This is a genomic window from Acidovorax sp. 93 (assembly GCF_003633835.1).
GTDB lineage: Bacteria > Pseudomonadota > Gammaproteobacteria > Burkholderiales > Burkholderiaceae_C > Acidovorax > Acidovorax facilis.
Window position 1 is genome coordinate 3,550,438 of record NZ_RBIT01000001.1, and the last position, 15,957, is coordinate 3,566,394.

Here is a 15,957-nt window from a genome sequence, read left to right on the forward strand (position 1 = left end):
CCGGAGCCCCCGCCATGGCCACCTCCACACTGCCCGCGGACACCCAGACGGGCACCGCCGACGCCATGGCATCACCTGCCCCCAGCAGCACCAGTAGCAGCAGCCCACGCGGCTGGCGCCACTGGCCGGAGCAGGCCTGGTGGCCATGGGTCACCCGAGGGTTCGCTGCCGCTTTTTTTGCGGTGGTGGCCGGGCTGATCTTTCGGCAGGCGCGCACCGTGGACTGGCCCGCGGTGCTGCAGGCGCTTCGCGACCTGCCCACCACCGCATTGGCCGTGGGCGGTGCGCTGGCGCTGCTGAGCCACTTCACCTACGGCAGCTTTGACTGGGTGGGCCGCCATTGCAGCGGCCACCGGTTACCGCGCGCCACCACGCTGGCCATCGCCATGACGAGCTACCCGTTCACGCTCAACCTGGGCTCGCTGATTGGCGGCGTGGGCGTGCGCTACCGGCTGTATGACCGGCGTGGCGTGGACCCCGGCACGATCGGTCAGGTGGTGGGCACCAGCATCGTGACGAACTGGGTGGGTTACCTGTTGCTGGCGGGCGTGCTGGCGTGGACGTGGCAGCCGCCTGCGATGGCCGGGTGGGCTGTAGAGTCCTGGCAGTGGCGCCTGGGCGGCACGGTGTTGGGATTGCTGCCACTGGCCTATGTGGCGCTGTGTGGCCTGCGCAGTGGCCGCGCCCTCACGCTGAGAGGCCACGCGTTCCCGCTGCCCGGCTGGCCCGTGGCGCTGTGGCAGGTGGCCGTGTCGGCCGCCAACTGGATGTTGATGGGCGCCGCGCTGTGGACGGTGCTGCAACACCAGGTGAGCTACCCCGCCGCGCTGGCCACCGTGTTGCTGGGGGCGGTGGCCGGGCTGGTGCTGCGCGTGCCTGCGGGCCTGGGTGTGCTGGAGGCCGTCGGCGTGGCGCTGCTGGCCTCCCAGGCGCTGGGGCAGGAAGAAGTGCTGGCGGCCCTGCTGGCCTATCGGGCGCTGTATTACTTTGGGCCACTGGTGCTGGCGGCCATAGCCTTTGGTGTGGCAGAGCTGCGCTGGCGCCAGCAGTCGGGCAGCGATGATGAAGTTCCAACAGCTCGAAAAATATGATTCAAAAGTTCCTCTATCGCTTATCCATCAAGCGCTAGCAGCTATTGATTTGATAGCTTTTTAGGCACACGGCTCCACACCCCCTGCACGCCAGGGCTTCCGTGGGTGGCGAGCACCCCGTATCATCGCGGCCCCACGCCATTGCAACCCGCCCGATCGACACGGGCCCGCAAGAACATGATCCGACTCTCCGAAATCCGGCTGCCCTTCACCGTGGCCGAAGCCCCCGAGGCGCCCCTGCGCGCCGCAGCCACCCAAATCCTGGGCCTGGCGGACACCGACATCGCCCACCTGCACGTCTTCAAGCGCAGCTTTGATGCGCGCAAGGCCGACCTGCTGGCGGTCTACATCGTGGACATCACCCTCGCGCAGCCCGCGCGCGAAGCCGCCCTCCTGGCCCAGTTTGCGGGCAACCCGCACATCCAGCCCACGCCCGACATGGCCTGGCACCCTGTGGGCCAGGCCCCGGCAGACCTGCCCCTGCGCCCCGTGGTGGTGGGCTTTGGCCCCTGCGGCATCTTTGCGGCACTGGTGCTGGCGCAGATGGGCTTCAAGCCCATCGTGCTGGAGCGCGGCAAGACCGTGCGCGAGCGCACCAAAGACACCTGGGGCCTGTGGCGCAAACGCGAGCTGCATGCCGAAAGCAACGTGCAATTTGGCGAAGGCGGCGCCGGCACTTTCAGCGACGGCAAGCTCTACAGCCAGATCAAGGACCCGCGCCACCTGGGCCGCAAGGTGATGAGCGAGTTCGTCAAAGCCGGTGCGCCCAAAGAGATTTTGTACGTCGCCCACCCGCACATCGGCACCTTCAAGCTGGTGAAGGTGGTGGAGAACCTGCGCGAGCAGATCATTGCCCTGGGCGGCGAGATCCGCTTTGAGCAGCGCGTGACGGACGTGATCATCGAAGGCACCGGTGAAGCCCGCCACCTGCGCGGCCTGAAGGTGCTGAACCAGGCCACGGGCGAGACCACCGAGCTGCGTGCCGACCACGTGGTGATGGCGCTGGGCCACAGTTCGCGCGACACCTTTGCCATGCTGTACCAACGCGGCGTGGCCATGGAGGCCAAGCCGTTTTCCATCGGTTTCCGCATTGAGCACCCGCAGGGCGTGATCGACCGCGCCCGCTGGGGCCGCCACGCGGGCCACCCGCTGCTGGGTGCGGCCGACTACAAGCTGGTGCACCACGCCGCCAACGGGCGCGCGGTGTACAGCTTCTGCATGTGCCCCGGTGGCACCGTGGTGGCCGCTACCAGCGAGCCCAACCGCGTGGTGACCAACGGAATGAGCCAGTATTCGCGCAACGAGCGCAATGCCAACGCGGGCATGGTGGTGGGCATCGACCCACGCGACTACCCGCAGGACGCGCAGGCATTTGAGACCCACCTGGGCCAGACCTATGGCGTGGAGGCCCTGCCCGCCGGGCAGTTCCACCCGCTGTCGGGCAGCGTGCTGCAGCGCCAGCTGGAATCGAATGCGTTTGTGCTGGGCGGCCGTGACTACAGCGCACCGGGCCAACTGGTGGGCGAGTTCATTGCCGGCAAGCCATCGACCCAGCTGGGCAGCGTGGAGCCGTCGTACAAACCCGGCGTGGCCCTGGGCGACCTGCACGCCGCCCTGCCCGGCTACGCTATTGAGGCGCTGCGCGAGGCGCTGCCCGTGTTCGGCCGCAAGATCAAGGGCTTTGACATGCACGACGCGGTGCTGACCGGCGTGGAGACGCGCACCTCATCGCCCCTGAAGATCGGGCGTGGCGAGAACCTGCAAAGCCTGAACACGCCGGGCCTGTACCCGGCGGGCGAAGGCGCCAGCTACGCGGGCGGCATTCTGTCGGCGGGCGTGGATGGCATCAAGGTGGGTGAGGCGGTGGCGCGCAGCCTGCTGGGCATTGCCGCGTGATGCGGTCCTCCAACCGGCCGCCATTCGCAGCGGCCACGCTGGCCATGGCCGCCGTGGTGCTGGCGTCCAACATCCTCGTGCAGTTCCCCATCAACAACTGGCTCACCTGGGGCGCCATCACCTACCCGGTGGCCTTTTTGGTGAGCGAGTTGGTAAACCGCGCCCACGGCCCGCAGCAGGCGCGGCGGGTGGCCTGGGTGGGGTTTGGGGTGGCGGTGGCCGCCTCGCTGGTGTTGGCGCCTGCGCGCATTGCCATCGCGTCGGGCGCAGCCTTTCTGCTCTCGCAATGGCTGGACATTGCCGTGTTCGACCGCCTGCGCCACGGCATCTGGTGGCGCGCGCCGCTGGTGGCCACGCTGCTGGCGGCCATGCTGGACACGGCCGTGTTCTGGAGCATTGCGTTTGGGGGCACCCGCGACCCGTGGATCACCTGGGCACTGGGTGACCTCGCGGTGAAGCTGGGGCTGGGCGTGGCGCTGCTGCTGCCATTTCGCCTGCTCATCGGCAGCCGACTGGCTTCGCCCCGCCGCACGGCCTGAGCCGCGCGGCGCCCCTCTTCTTCTCGCTTCTTACTTGCGCTGCAGGAAGTCCACGGCCAGTGCGGCCAGGCTGCGTGCGCCGGTCGGCAGCTGGTCTTCGTCGATGTCGAACAGCGCGGAGTGGTTGGGCGGAGCCTTGGCAAATTCCTTGCCCTTGGGTGGCGCGCCCAGGAAGTAGAAGAAGCCGGGCACGACCTTCTGGAACTCCGAGAAGTCCTCCGAGCCCGCCACCTTGGGGATCACCATGGTCTTGCCGCCCATGGCCAGGTTCAGCGCGGGTAGCGACGCCTGCGTGAGTTGCGCAGGGTTGGTGGTCACGGGGTAAGCCACGGGGCCAAAACGCACGCTGGCCTTGGCGCCGCTGGCGGCAGCGATTGACTCGGCAGTCGTGGTGATGCGCTTGAGTGCTTCCTGGCGCATGTCTTCGTCAAACGTGCGCAGCGTGCCCATCATCTCCACCTTGTCGGGGATGATGTTGTAGCGGGTGCCGCCCTGGATCTGGCCGATGGTGACCACGGCCGGTTCCTGGCTGATGTTGAGCTGGCGGCTCACCACGGTCTGCAGGCCCATCACCACCTGGCTGGCGGCCACGATGGGGTCGATGGTGGCCCAGGGTGAGGAGCCATGACCGCCGCGCCCTTCCACATGAATGGTGATGTTGTCCGACCCGGCCATCAGCGGGCCGCTGCGGTAGCCCACCACGCCGCCGGGCAGGTTGGAGGTGATGTGCAGGCCGTAGATGGCCTGCACATCCTTGAGCGCACCGGCTTCGATCATGGCCTTGGCGCCGAAGCTGGGCACCTTGCCATTGGCGTCGGGCTCCACCGGCGCGCCCTCTTCTGCGGGCTGGAAGATGAACTTCACCGTGCCGGGCAGCTGGGCCTTCATGCCGGCCAGCACTTCGGCCGCGCCCATCAGCATGGCGGTGTGGGCGTCGTGGCCGCAGGCGTGCATCACGGGCACTTCCTTGCCCAGGTAGGTGGCCTTGGCTTTGCTCGCAAAGGGCAGGCCGGTGTTCTCCAGCACAGGCAGCGCGTCCATGTCAGCGCGCAGGGCCACCACCTTGCCGGGCAGGCCGCCCTTGAGCGTGCCCACAACGCCCGTGCCGCCCACGCCGGTCTGCACTTCCATGCCCAGCTTCTTGAGGTGCTCGGCCACGAGCTTGGCGGTGCGCACTTCCTGGCCTGAGAGTTCGGGGTGGGCATGGATGTCGCGGCGCCAGCTGACCATCTTGGGCGCCACGGCGCTCACCGCGGCGTCGATGGTCTGCAGGCCCGCGGCATCCAGCGCCTGGGCCTGGGCCGAAGAGACAAAAGTCAGCCCGCTGGCGACGAGGCCGGCGGCAAGTGCGATGGCAGAGAGGGGTTTGTGCATGGGCAGATCCGTAGGGAGTGAACAGCCACGAGGGCCTGGGTGGGGAAGCGAAAAGCACGTTCATGCTAAAAGCGCACGCTGCCTTCATGACAAGCGAAAATCGCCATACACAGAGCCAATATCGCCATGCCACAGTCACCTTCGTCCTTGCCTTCGGCGCCGCCCAAGCCCCCGGTGTTCCGCGTGGACATCCCGCTGCTTCCCGAATCGGCCGCAGGCAGTGCCCTGCAGCTCATCGACCTGCTGCGCGGCGCCAACCTGCTGGCCAGCCAGCGGATGGGTGCACAAGCACCCCGCCTGGCATGGCGCCTACTGGACGCCGAGGGCCTGCCCCTGGCACCCTTGCCGAGCCCCCTGGCAGCCTACACGGCGCCAGATGACAAGGATGCGGCGCTGGCCCCCACCCGGGCGCTGTTCATCCCTTCGTTCCACGCGCAAGACATCCCGGCCATCCGTGCCGTGGCAGCCCGCCACCAGGCGCTGTCACGCCAGTTGGGCATTGCGCTGGACGCAGGGCAAAAGCTGCTCACCATGGGCAATGGCGCCTGGCTGGCGGCGCAAAGCGGGCGGCTGAATGGGCGCCAGGCCTGCCTGCCCTGGTTCTACATCGCGGGGTTTGAACGGGACTTCCCGAGCATCGGCCACAGCCTGGGCCAGGACCTGTCGGACGACGGCCCCTGGATGAGCTGCGCGCTGCCCAGCAACGTGAACCTGCTGGCCATCGCCCTGGTGCACCAGGCGCTGGGGCCGGAGCTGGCCGCCGCCTGCGAGACCGTGATGACCCCCGACCACCAGCGCGCCCGCGCGGCGCTGCAGGCCAACGCACAGCAGCACATCCCCGCCACCCGCGACAGCACACTCGCCCGCGCCATTGCCTGGATGGAGGCGCACCTGGACCAGCCTTACTCGCTGGACCGGCTGGCCGAGGCCGCATCGGTGAGCACGCGCACCCTGCTGCGGCATTTCCAGCAGGAGCTATCGCAGTCGCCGCTGGACCACCTGCACGGCCTGCGCTGCGCGCGTGCCCGGGTGATGCTGGAGGTGACGCTGGAAAGCGTGCCCAGCATTGCCGTGGCCTGCGGCTACGCCGACCCGGCGGCGTTCCGGCGCATCTTTGTGCGCTACACCGGCATGGCCCCGGCCGAGTACCGCAAGCGCCATGCGCTGCGTGCGCCACGGCGGCGCTGGCGGGTGGAGGTGAAGTAGAGCGGTACGCTCCTGCTCTCCGCCCAGCCCAGCCCAGCCCAGCCCAGCCCAGCCCTGCCCAGCTCAGCGCAGCGCGTTGCCAGCGGGCAGGCGGAACGCCTCCACCAGCTCGGCCAGTTGCTGCGCCTGAACCCGCAGGCCCTGCGCGGCGGCGGACGATTCTTCCACCAGCGCGGCGTTCTGCTGCGTCATCTGGTCGAGCTGCGAGACGGCCTCGCCCACCTGGCTCAGGCCCGTGGTCTGCTCACGCGCCGCCGTGCTGATCTCGCCAATGATGGTGGCCACCTGCTGCACCGAGTTCACGATCTCGCCCATGGTGCCGCCCGCTGCATGGACCAGCTTGGTTCCTTCGTCCACCTGCCGCACGCTGTCGCTGATGAGGCCCCCGATCTCCTTGGCCGCCGTGGCCGAGCGCTGGGCCAGGCTGCGCACCTCGCTGGCCACCACCGCAAAGCCCCGCCCCTGCTCACCGGCACGGGCCGCTTCCACGGCCGCGTTCAGCGCCAGGATATTGGTCTGGAACGCAATGCCATCGATCACGCTGGTGATGTCGGCAATGCGGCGCGACGACAGCGCGATGCCATCCATGGTGCCCACCACGCGGTCCACGGCCTCGCGCCCGCGCTGGGCAACGCTGCTGGCACCGGTGGCCAGGGTGCTGGCCTGCGCTGCGGCGTCGGCGCTGTGGCGCACGGTGGCCAGGAGTTCTTCCATGCTGGCGGCGATTTCTTCCAGATTGGAAGCTGTGTGCTCGGTGCGGGCCGACAGGTCGCTGTTGCCCGCCGCGATCTCGCTGCTGGCACCGGCCACCGAGGTGCTGGCCTGGCGCATGCCCACCACCAGTTCCGCCAGCCGCGCCTGCATACCCCCCAGGCGCGCCAGCAGGGCCTGCAGTTCATCGCGGCTGCCCGCCTGCGGCGCGGGCACGGGGGAGGTGAGGTCGCCCTCGGCAATGCGGTCGGTCACCTCGGACGCATGGGCCAGCGGCTGCAGGATGGACCGCGACAGCAGCCAGGCGCAGGCCAGGCTCAGCAGAAGCCCCACCAGCGAGCCTGCGGCCAGCAGCGTGATGCCCTGGCTCTCGCTGCGGGCGGCAGCCTCGCGGGCCTCGGCCACACGCTGGCGCTGGTACTCGGCCAGCTTGTTCACCGAGGCGGCATAGGCATCGGCCGCAGGGCGCAGCTGGTTGGCAATGGCGTCGGGCGGCAGGGCCTCGCCCGCCTTGCGGCGCTTGACAAGGTCGTCCCGCACCGTGCGAAAACCGTTGCCTGCCTTGTCGATGGCATCGAACAAGGCCTGGGATTCCGGGTCCGCCGCCAGCTCGTCCAGGCGCTTGCGCACTTCGGACGAACGGGCCGACGTGGTTTTGCGGTCCGCGTCGATGCGCGCCGCGTAGGCGGGGTTGTCGATCTCCAGCAGTGTTTCGGCGCGTGCGGAGCTCAGCACCACGATGGCGTGCAGCTCACGCGCCAGCAGCGCGCGCTCGGACGATGCGCCGCCCAGGTCGTCGGCAATGTCCTGCAGCCCCGCCAGCCGCCAGATACCGACGGCGGCCGAGAGCGACATGACCAGACAGACAACGCCAAAGGCCAGGGCCAGGCGGACCGCAACACGTGCATGGGAGATGGACATAAGGTGTTCTCGTGGGAATAAGGATCGGCACCCCGCTGCTGCCCGCACGGCATGCGGGCTTGGGTTTCCACTGGTTATCGACAAAAGGTTACAAACCCTTGAGCCGCCCCACAAGGCCAACAACCCACCCAGAAACAAAAAGGCCGCCGCAGGGGCAACCCCTGCAGCGGCCTTCAAGGGCCAGGTTGAACCGGATCAGCCTTGCTGCTGCGCGTTCTGCAGCGCAGCAATGCGCTCTTCGATGGGCGGGTGGGTGCTGAACAGCTTGCCAATGCCACCGGCAATGCCCATGGCGGCCATGCTCTTGGGCAGCTCGGCCGGGTGCATGCCACCCAAGCGGGCCAGGGCATTGATCATGGGCTGGCGGCGGCCCATCAGTTGCGCCGCGCCTGCATCGGCACGGAACTCGCGCTGGCGGCTGAACCAAGCCACGATCATCGCGGCCACAAAGCCCAGCAGGATGTCAAGCACGATGGTGGTCACGTAGTAGCCGATGCCGGGGCCCGAGCTGCTCTCGTCGTTCTTGCGCAGAAAGCTGTCGACCGCATAGCCGATCACCCGCGACAGGAACACCACAAAGGTGTTCATCACGCCCTGGATCAGCGTCATGGTGACCATGTCACCGTTGGCGATGTGGGCCACCTCGTGGCCGATCACGGCCTCGACCTCTTCGCGCGTCATGCCTTGCAGCAGGCCCGTGGACACCGCCACCAGAGCCGAGTTCTTGAACGCGCCCGTGGCAAACGCATTGGGGTCGCCTTCGAAGATGCCGACTTCAGGCATGCCGATCTTGGCTTCGGTGGCGAACTTGCGCACGGTCTCGACGATCCAGCGCTCGTCGGGCGAGCCGGAGCCGTCGATCACGCGCACGCCCGAGGTCCACTTGGCCATGGGCTTGCTGATGAGCAGCGAGATGATGGCGCCGCCAAAGCCCATGACGAGCGCAAAGCCCAGCAGCGCGCCCAGGTTGAGCCCGTTGGCCGTGAGGTAGCGGTTGACGCCCAGCAGGCTGGCCACCACCCCCAGCACGACAACGACGGCCAGGTTGGTCATCACAAACAAAAGGATCCGCTTCATGGAATGGTTTCTCCGTGGGGTAAACAACAACGTGTATTTGCTGGCTCAGATGGGGGCCGGGGGCTGCGCTTCAAGCACCCAACCCCGGGCTGCGGGCCACTGCGATCCCTTGGCTGCCCACCCTGGCCGCGATTTCATCGCGCTATGGTAGGTGCAAACCCGCGCGGGGGCCTTATCACACAAGCCTTGTTGGGAATTAAGACGCTGACGCCACTCGCAAGGGCCGGAACACCTGTGCATCGGCATAGAAGCCTGTCGCCTCATTGGCCGGCCACCAGCCGGGCACGCCCAGCACGGGCAGCGGGGTGAAGGGCTTGGCGGCCCACGGCTGCGGCTGAATCTCCTGCGCCAGCCACACATCCAGAATTGCTATTGATTCAATAGCTCCTGGTGCCTGATACACATGCGCCACCATGGGTTTTCGAGGGACAACCAGCTTTTCAAGCAGCGCGTGCCCGAACACTACCAGCCGGGCCTCTACCCACAACGGGCGCAGGTCGACAAACAGGCGCGGCCAGTCTCGCGCCCTGAGCGCGTCCCACAGCACGGGCGGCGCCTGCAGCACAGCGCCGTTTTCGTCAAACACCGTGAGCGCATCGCGCAGCGGCCCGCGCACAGCCTGCACGCCATCGGCCGCAATGGCCTGGGCCTGCAGCTGGTTCAGGCGCCGCTTGGTCTGCGGAAACTGCAGCCAGACCAGCCCGTTGAAGAAGTCGTGCAGGTTGTCGCGGGTGGGGACACGGCGGGTGTCGAAGATGAATTGCTCGTAGGCGATGCCGTCGGGCAAATCGGACTGGGGAACGAAATGCGCAGGCGCATCGCGCAGCCGATTCAGTGCGTCCGCTACCGAAAGCCCAGCTCTGCAATTAGCATGCGCCTGAATGCCCACGTCCCTGAGCGGTTGTACCCAAGGAACTGACCAGTCAACGGAACCAATCATCAGAAGTCAGTGCGAGGGTGGGAGCACGTACCGCACTTGGTTGGGTTGCTTCTGCGGATGCAATTCAAAGTGGTGGGGATACTTCTTGAACAGCTTCGTTGAAGCCGCATTTTTGCCCAACAACTTTGCGTCGTGCAGCAGCTTTGCAATTTCGCCCAAGCGCTGGAATTGCCCTCCACTCAATGCAGGAGCTGACTCAAGAATTTTGTGCACCGTTACCTGCGGGGCTGTTGCCGTGGCAGTGGCGCTGGGCTTTTTTGCAGGCGCCTTTTTTGTCGCAGTCTTCTTCGCAGGTGCTGTCACCTTGGGCTGAGCCTTGGGCGCAGCGGCTTTCTTGGCCGCCGTCTTTACTGTCGGAGCCTTCTTGGCTGGCGCGCTTTTCTTTGGCGCAGGCGGTTTGCTGATTTCCTCAGTCTCAAGCGTGGAAGTGCGGATCGCAGACTCTCCAGCGCCATCGCCTACGAAAAACACCTTGTCATAGGCATAAACGGCTTCGGGAGCCATCTTTCCCCGCTCCGACACACAGACCATGCGGAATCCGCGCTCGCGAAGGCGCAGCACCAAGGGAACGAAATCGGCATCACCCGAGCCGATCGCAATGGTGGAGGGATGTGATGGAGCGAAAGACATCTCCATCACGTCAACCGCCAACGCGATGTCTGTCGTGTTCTTCGACAACAACAGGTTCATGTAGGGGCGAATCAAAGCGGTACGAAGAACGTCTCCAAGGCCCTTGAGTTTGTCAGCGCTTCCGTAGGCGCGGCGAATCGAGACAGGCCCTTCACCCAGCTCCAGGGTACGAATTGCTTCCTCTACCCACAATGACGAACACAGGTTGTCGGCATCAATGAAGAATGCGATCACAGGCGCCCCCTCCGCTGGCGGACTGTGGCCAGCAATCACTACGCAAGAAAATTAACCGACCAGTTTCCACGGCAGCGCTTCACCCGCGCGCAAAGGCTTGAGCTCTGCTTCGCCAAACGCAAAACTGTCGGGCGGCGTCCACGATTCGCGGCGCAGGGTGATCGTGGTGGTGTTGCGCGGCAGGCTGTAGAAGTCGGGGCCGTGGAAGCTGGCGAAGCCTTCGAGCTGGTCGAGCGCCCCGGCATTGTCGAACGCCTCGGCATACATCTCGATGGCGGCGTGGGCGGTGTAGCAGCCGGCGCAGCCGCTGGCGTGTTCCTTGAGGTGCGCGGGGTGCGGCGCGCTGTCAGTGCCCAGGAAGAACTTGCTGCTGCCGCTGGTGGCAGCCTGCACCAGGGCCACGCGGTGGGTTTCGCGCTTGAGCACGGGCAGGCAGTAGTAGTGCGGGCGCACGCCGCCGATGAAGATGGCGTTGCGGTTGTACAGCAGGTGGTGCGCGGTGATGGTGGCGGCGGTGAAGCGGTCGGCACCCGCCACGTAGTCCGCCGCGTCCTTGGTGGTGATGTGCTCGAAGACGATTTTGAGCTCGGGGAAGTCGCGGCGCAGCGGGATGAGCTGCTGCTCGATGAACACGGCCTCGCGGTCGAACAGGTCGATGTCGCTGCTGGTGACTTCGCCGTGCACCAGCAGCAGCAGGTCCGCCTTCTGCATTGCTTCGAGCGTCTTGTAGGTCTTGCGCAGATCGGTCACGCCCGCGTCGCTGTTGGTGGTGGCACCGGCGGGGTAGAGCTTGCAGGCGACCACGCCTGCGGCCTTGGCACGCACGATTTCTTCGGGCGGCAGGTTGTCGGTGAGGTAGAGCGTCATCAGCGGCTCAAAGCTCATGCCGGCGGGCACGGCGGCCAGGATGCGCTGCTTGTAGGCCAGGGCCTGCTCGGCCGTGGTGACCGGAGGGCGCAGGTTGGGCATGATGATCGCGCGACCGAACTGGGCGGCGGTGTGGGGCACGACGGTGTGCAGGGGCTCGCCGTCGCGCACGTGCAGGTGCCAGTCGTCGGGGCGGGTGATGGTGAGGGTGGTGGGCGCGGTGGGGGTGTGGAGTGCGGCTGTCATGGGCAGCATTGTCCCATCGGCTTATCAACTATTGTTTTAATAGCTGCCAGCGCATATCCAACCAGCGCTAGCAGCCAAAAACACTCAAAATTCAGAGCAACACCGCGTCATTCGGCGGTGATGCCTGCCTTGCGCACCACGTCGCCAAACTTCACCAGGCGCTCTGCCATCATCTTTTCGAACGCGGCGGGTGGCATCTCTTCGGGCACGATCACGCCGCGCTCCTTGAGGTTCGTCACCATGGCGGGCGATGTGGCAACCTGGCGCACGGCTTTGTACAGCGTCTGCACCACCGCTTCAGGCGTGCCCGCGGGCGCGGCCAAGCCCGTCCATGAGGTGAGGTTCAGCTCGGGGTGACCGACCTCGGCCATGGTGGGCACATCGGGCAGCTGGGGCAGGCGCTGGTCGGCCGCTACGGCCAGGGCGCGCACCTTGCCCGCCTGGATGTGCGGCAGCATGATGACCAGGTTGTCGAGGATGAACTGCAACTCGTTGCCCAGCACGCCCGTGATCAGCGGCGTGCCACCCCGGTAAGGAATGTGCGTGGTGAACACGCCCGTGGAGACCTTAAGCATTTCCACGTTGAGCTGGCCCATGCTGCCCACGCCACCGCTGCCGTAGTTGAGCTTGCCGGGGTTCTTCTTGGCGTAGTCGATGAACTCCTTGAAGGTCTTGAAAGGCAGGCTGCTGTGCACCACCAGGGCGTTAGGCTGGCGGCCCAGGATGGCGATGTTTTCAAAATCCTTGACGGGGTCGTAGCCGATCTTGGGCTGGGTGAGCGGGTTGGCCAGGTGGCTGCTTTGCGACGACACCACCAGGGTGTAGCCGTCGGCCTTGGAGCGCGCCACATACTGCGCGCCCACCGAGCCACCCGCGCCGGCGCGGTTTTCCACCACGATGGGCACGCCCAGCACGCGCGACAGCGGCTCGGAATACTGGCGCGCCATGATGTCCACCGACCCACCGGGCGGGAACGGCACCACCAGCGTGATCGGGCGCGAAGGGAACTTATCTTGTGCCATGGAAGGCAGCGCGGCAAGACCGGCAAGGCCCAGTCCGGTAGTCAGAAGGTGGCGGCGGGAAGGTGTGGTGTTCATGGCGGTCAAAGAACTCAAGAAACAGGTTGAAAAGATACGGAAAGAATCAAGGGTGTGACAGCACGGCCAGCGCCACGGCCTGCGCGCGCGGGACAAAGGTGGACAGCTCGCAGTACTCGCGTTCGGTGTGTGCATGTCCGCCCACCGGGCCCGTGGCACACAGCGTGGGCACGCCCACCGATGCGGTCAGGCCGCTGTCGGCCGCGCCGCCGGTGAATTCGCCTTGCACCTCAAAGCCCAGCGCGCTTGCGCCTTGCTGGTAAAGAGCCAGCAAGTCGTCCGGGGTGGGCTTCATGGGCATCGTGCGGCGCGCGGTGATGACACGGCCCTGGGTGCGGGGCACGGACTCTTCTTCGACGATGGCGCGCACGCGCTCCAGCAGCTCGTCGGGGTTGGTGTCGGCAGTAAAGCGCAGGTCCACCTCGGCGCGTGCGTGTGGGGCGACCATGTTGGGCACGATGCCGCCCTGCACCACGCCCACGTTGCAGGTGATGCCCGTGGCCGGGTCAGTCAGCGCATGCAGCGCCAAGGTCTTGCGGGCCAAGGCTTCGATGGCGCTGGCGCCAGCGGCGTGGTTGATGCCTGCATGCGCGGCCACGCCCTGCACCTCGAATTCCACCACCATCGAGCCCTTGCGGCTGGTGACCACGTTGCCGCTCACGCGGCCGGGCTCTGCGTTGAACACGGCACGCGCCCCCCGCACGCGGGCCATGATGAGGTCACGCGTGGCGGGCGAACCGATCTCTTCATCGCACGAGAAGAACAGCTGCAGCGGCGCCTGCAGGCCGCCACAGCGCGCAAAGGCCTCGGCCACAAACACGTTGAGCACCAGGCCGGACTTCATGTCGGCCACGCCTGGGCCGTAGGCGCGCCCCGCTTCTTCGCGGTAAGGGCGCTTGGCCACGGTGCCATCGGGAAACACCGTGTCCATGTGCCCCATGAGGATGATGGGCGCTCCACCGGCTGCAGCGCCCTCTGCCGGGTTGACCTGCGCATGCAGCAGCACGCCATAGCCAGGCACGCGCTCAAACTGCACCGGCACACCGGCCGCCTGCAGGCGCTCGGCCAGGGCATGGGCCACGGCCGTCACACCCGCCTCATTGCGGCTGCCGCTCTCGATATTGACCACTTTTTGCAACAGGTCTTGCATGGACTGCTGCTGTCTGGCCAGCCAGTCCAGGACCTGCGCACGCACCGGCAGCAGGCCTTCGTTCAGGGTATAGAGCATCTTTGTCCTTGGGCAAGCCCCAGGTAGGGGCAAAATTTGGGCCGCAGTGTTGCACGCGACCTGAGGTTCTGCAACGTATTTTGCACGAATGAGAATTTTATGAAATCATCATTGCACGAATCCAGCACCTTGCTGACCGAGCGGCTGGCCCGCCAGGACGCCGACCTGACCGCCAGCGAACGGGCGCTGGCCGAGGCCCTGGGGCGCGACTACCCCCACGCCCTGCTGGAGTCCGCCACCGCCCTTGCTGCGCGCACCGGCACCAGTGCATCGACCGTGGTGCGGCTGTTTGCCAAGCTGGGCTACGGCAGCTATGCCGAGGCCCAGCGCGAGGCGCGGGCCGAGGTCACCGCCTTGCTGCAAACGGCTGGGCAGCGTGCGCCGGTCACCATCGGCACCCGGCGCAGCCTGCAGCAGTGCGTGGACGACGCACTGCTGCACGACCAGCACAACCTCACCACCACGCGCGACGGGCTGGACATGGCGGCGTTCGAGGCCATGGTGGCGCGCATCGCGCAGAGCAAGGGACGGATCTTTGTGCTGGCGCAGATCAACAGCGCCCCGGTGGCCGCCTGGCTGGCACTGCACCTGAACATGTGCCGACCCGGCGTGCACGAACTGGGGGCTGGCGCGGTGGACGCCACCGACCAGCTGCTGTGGATCCAGCCCGAAGATGCCTTGCTGGTCTTCAGCATCCGCCGCTACGCCAGCGGGCCGGTGAAAGTGGCGCAGCGCTTTCGCGACGCGGGGGCCCACGTGCTGGCGATCACCGACAGCGCCGCAGCGCCCTTGGCCGCGCTGTCCCACCACCGGCTGCAGGTGCGCACGTCCAACGCATCGCCGTTCGACTCGTACACCGCCGCGTTCTTCCTGTGCAATGCGCTGGTGTCGGCCGTGGCCCAGCTGCGGCACAAGGCGGTGTCCGAGGCACTGAAGCGGCGCGATGATCTGTGGACGGATTTCGAGTCGCAGCTCATCGTGGAAAGTCCCTCGCCAGCCGGTCGGCGGAGCAAGCGCTAGCCTGCGCGCAGCAGTCGTTCAGCCTTGGGGGCCCCATGAAAAAAGCGCTCCAGAGAGCGCTTTATGAAGCCCCAAACGCCTGCGGCACGGGCGTGCAAGCACCGTTCAGTGCTGCAGGATCTTGTTGAGGAAGTCCTTGGTACGCGGCTGGCGTGCGTCGGGGTTGTTGAAGAAGTCGTCCTTGGAGCAGTCTTCCAGGATCTTGCCGCCCACGTCCATGAAGATCACGCGGTTGCTCACCTTGCGGGCAAAGCCCATTTCGTGGGTCACGCACATCATGGTCATGCCTTCGTTGGCCAGGCCCACCATCACGTCCAGCACTTCGCCGACCATTTCGGGGTCGAGCGCGGAGGTGGGCTCGTCGAACAGCATCACGATGGGGTCCATCGACAGCGCGCGCGCAATGGCCACACGCTGCTGCTGGCCGCCCGAGAGCTGGCCGGGGAACTTGTCCTTGTGCGCCATCAGGCCCACACGTTCGAGCATCTTCAGACCGCGCTTCTTGGCGTCGTCCGCACTGCGGCCCAGCACCTTGATCTGCGCAATGGTCAGGTTGTCCGTCACCGACAGGTGCGGGAACAACTCGAAATGCTGGAACACCATGCCTACGCGGCTGCGCAGCTTGGGCAGGTCGGTCTTGGGGTCGTGCAGTGCAATTCCGTCCACCGTGATCTCGCCCTTCTGGAAGGGTTCGAGCGCGTTGATGGTCTTGATCAGCGTGGACTTGCCTGAGCCCGAGGGGCCGCACACCACCACCACTTCACCCTTTTGGATGGTGGCCGTGCATTCGTTGAGCACCTGCACCGGGCCATACCACTTGGATACGTTTTTGAGTTCGATCATTTCTTTTTCCTCAATCCAATCTCTTTTGCACCAGCAT

General features: G+C 66.4%; 14 protein-coding genes. 5 read left to right on the forward strand and 9 right to left on the reverse strand.

Annotated features, from left to right (window positions below; all coding sequences use genetic code 11):
* The first annotated feature begins 14 nt into the window (after positions 1 to 14).
* The 3 genes from C8C93_RS16140 to C8C93_RS16150 all read left to right on the forward strand — a co-directional run bounded on the left by C8C93_RS16140 (position 15) and on the right by C8C93_RS16150 (position 3,526).
* Positions 15 to 1,091 (forward strand): lysylphosphatidylglycerol synthase domain-containing protein, encoded by a 1,077-nt coding sequence (locus tag C8C93_RS16140; protein ID WP_121507565.1) that lies wholly within the window; start codon positions 15 to 17, stop codon positions 1,089 to 1,091.
* Between the two features lie 177 nt (positions 1,092 to 1,268).
* Positions 1,269 to 2,987 (forward strand): NAD(P)/FAD-dependent oxidoreductase, encoded by a 1,719-nt coding sequence (locus C8C93_RS16145; RefSeq protein ID WP_121507566.1) that lies wholly within the window; start codon positions 1,269 to 1,271, stop codon positions 2,985 to 2,987.
* Positions 2,987 to 3,526, forward strand: coding sequence for a VUT family protein (locus C8C93_RS16150; protein WP_121507567.1), 540 nt, complete (start codon positions 2,987 to 2,989; stop codon positions 3,524 to 3,526). The genes C8C93_RS16145 and C8C93_RS16150 overlap by 1 nt, the downstream gene beginning before the upstream one ends.
* A 30-nt stretch (positions 3,527 to 3,556) precedes the next feature.
* Here C8C93_RS16150 and C8C93_RS16155 read toward each other — a convergent pair whose 3' ends face one another.
* The gene (locus C8C93_RS16155) at positions 3,557 to 4,900 is read right to left on the reverse strand and encodes an amidohydrolase (RefSeq protein WP_121507568.1); all 1,344 of its coding nucleotides are present in this window, start codon (positions 4,898 to 4,900) and stop codon (positions 3,557 to 3,559) included.
* 126 nt (positions 4,901 to 5,026) lie between these two features.
* Between C8C93_RS16155 and C8C93_RS16160 the strand changes: the two genes are divergently transcribed.
* Positions 5,027 to 6,106, forward strand: coding sequence for a GlxA family transcriptional regulator (locus tag C8C93_RS16160; RefSeq protein WP_121507569.1), 1,080 nt, complete (start codon positions 5,027 to 5,029; stop codon positions 6,104 to 6,106).
* A 63-nt stretch (positions 6,107 to 6,169) separates the two neighbouring features.
* Here the strand turns inward: C8C93_RS16160 and C8C93_RS16165 are convergent, their stop codons facing one another.
* The 7 genes from C8C93_RS16165 to C8C93_RS16195 all read right to left on the reverse strand — a co-directional run bounded on the left by C8C93_RS16165 (position 6,170) and on the right by C8C93_RS16195 (position 14,057).
* Positions 6,170 to 7,738 carry a methyl-accepting chemotaxis protein gene (locus C8C93_RS16165; RefSeq protein WP_121422284.1) on the reverse strand — a complete coding sequence of 523 codons (1,569 nt, stop codon included), beginning with the start codon at positions 7,736 to 7,738 and terminating at the stop codon, positions 6,170 to 6,172.
* A gap of 195 nt (positions 7,739 to 7,933) precedes the next feature.
* Positions 7,934 to 8,815, reverse strand: a complete 882-nt coding sequence (htpX, locus tag C8C93_RS16170; RefSeq protein WP_010462430.1) for a protease HtpX — start codon at positions 8,813 to 8,815, stop codon at positions 7,934 to 7,936.
* A gap of 196 nt (positions 8,816 to 9,011) precedes the next feature.
* A complete protein-coding gene (locus tag C8C93_RS16175) occupies positions 9,012 to 9,755 on the reverse strand; it encodes a DUF3025 domain-containing protein (protein WP_121507570.1) in 744 nt (247 codons plus the stop codon).
* A 6-nt stretch (positions 9,756 to 9,761) separates the two neighbouring features.
* Positions 9,762 to 10,619 (reverse strand): NYN domain-containing protein, encoded by an 858-nt coding sequence (locus C8C93_RS16180; RefSeq protein ID WP_158603276.1) that lies wholly within the window; start codon positions 10,617 to 10,619, stop codon positions 9,762 to 9,764.
* A 51-nt stretch (positions 10,620 to 10,670) separates the two neighbouring features.
* Positions 10,671 to 11,741 (reverse strand): dihydroorotase, encoded by a 1,071-nt coding sequence (gene pyrC, locus C8C93_RS16185; protein WP_370109596.1) that lies wholly within the window; start codon positions 11,739 to 11,741, stop codon positions 10,671 to 10,673.
* Between the two features lie 98 nt (positions 11,742 to 11,839).
* Positions 11,840 to 12,829: a tripartite tricarboxylate transporter substrate binding protein gene (locus tag C8C93_RS16190; RefSeq protein ID WP_121507572.1), complete on the reverse strand. Its 990-nt coding sequence runs from the start codon at positions 12,827 to 12,829 to the stop codon at positions 11,840 to 11,842.
* A 46-nt stretch (positions 12,830 to 12,875) separates the two neighbouring features.
* The gene (locus C8C93_RS16195) at positions 12,876 to 14,057 is read right to left on the reverse strand and encodes a M20 family metallopeptidase (RefSeq protein ID WP_121507573.1); all 1,182 of its coding nucleotides are present in this window, start codon (positions 14,055 to 14,057) and stop codon (positions 12,876 to 12,878) included.
* A gap of 99 nt (positions 14,058 to 14,156) precedes the next feature.
* Between C8C93_RS16195 and C8C93_RS16200 the strand changes: the two genes are divergently transcribed.
* Positions 14,157 to 15,077 (forward strand): MurR/RpiR family transcriptional regulator, encoded by a 921-nt coding sequence (locus C8C93_RS16200; protein ID WP_121507574.1) that lies wholly within the window; start codon positions 14,157 to 14,159, stop codon positions 15,075 to 15,077.
* A 105-nt stretch (positions 15,078 to 15,182) separates the two neighbouring features.
* Here C8C93_RS16200 and C8C93_RS16205 read toward each other — a convergent pair whose 3' ends face one another.
* Complete coding sequence (locus tag C8C93_RS16205) at positions 15,183 to 15,920, reverse strand: amino acid ABC transporter ATP-binding protein (protein WP_055400819.1); 738 nt, start codon at positions 15,918 to 15,920, stop codon at positions 15,183 to 15,185.
* Positions 15,921 to 15,957: the final 37 nt, after the last annotated feature.

Bases quoted from the DNA above. Each gene is read 5' to 3' on its own strand.
- C8C93_RS16150 (WP_121507567.1), top strand. From the start codon at position 2,987: ATGCGGTCCTCCAACCGGCCGCCATTCGCAGCGGCCACGCTGGCCATG.
- C8C93_RS16175 (WP_121507570.1), bottom strand. From the start codon at position 9,755: ATGATTGGTTCCGTTGACTGGTCAGTTCCTTGGGTACAACCGCTCAGG.
- pyrC (WP_370109596.1), bottom strand. From the start codon at position 11,741: ATGCTGCCCATGACAGCCGCACTCCACACCCCCACCGCGCCCACCACC.
- C8C93_RS16190 (WP_121507572.1), bottom strand. From the start codon at position 12,829: ATGAACACCACACCTTCCCGCCGCCACCTTCTGACTACCGGACTGGGC.
- C8C93_RS16145 (WP_121507566.1), top strand. From the start codon at position 1,269: ATGATCCGACTCTCCGAAATCCGGCTGCCCTTCACCGTGGCCGAAGCC.
- C8C93_RS16200 (WP_121507574.1), top strand. From the start codon at position 14,157: ATGAAATCATCATTGCACGAATCCAGCACCTTGCTGACCGAGCGGCTG.
- C8C93_RS16140 (WP_121507565.1), top strand. From the start codon at position 15: ATGGCCACCTCCACACTGCCCGCGGACACCCAGACGGGCACCGCCGAC.
- C8C93_RS16155 (WP_121507568.1), bottom strand. From the start codon at position 4,900: ATGCACAAACCCCTCTCTGCCATCGCACTTGCCGCCGGCCTCGTCGCC.
- C8C93_RS16165 (WP_121422284.1), bottom strand. From the start codon at position 7,738: ATGTCCATCTCCCATGCACGTGTTGCGGTCCGCCTGGCCCTGGCCTTT.
- htpX (WP_010462430.1), bottom strand. From the start codon at position 8,815: ATGAAGCGGATCCTTTTGTTTGTGATGACCAACCTGGCCGTCGTTGTC.
- C8C93_RS16205 (WP_055400819.1), bottom strand. From the start codon at position 15,920: ATGATCGAACTCAAAAACGTATCCAAGTGGTATGGCCCGGTGCAGGTG.
- C8C93_RS16160 (WP_121507569.1), top strand. From the start codon at position 5,027: ATGCCACAGTCACCTTCGTCCTTGCCTTCGGCGCCGCCCAAGCCCCCG.
- C8C93_RS16195 (WP_121507573.1), bottom strand. From the start codon at position 14,057: ATGCTCTATACCCTGAACGAAGGCCTGCTGCCGGTGCGTGCGCAGGTC.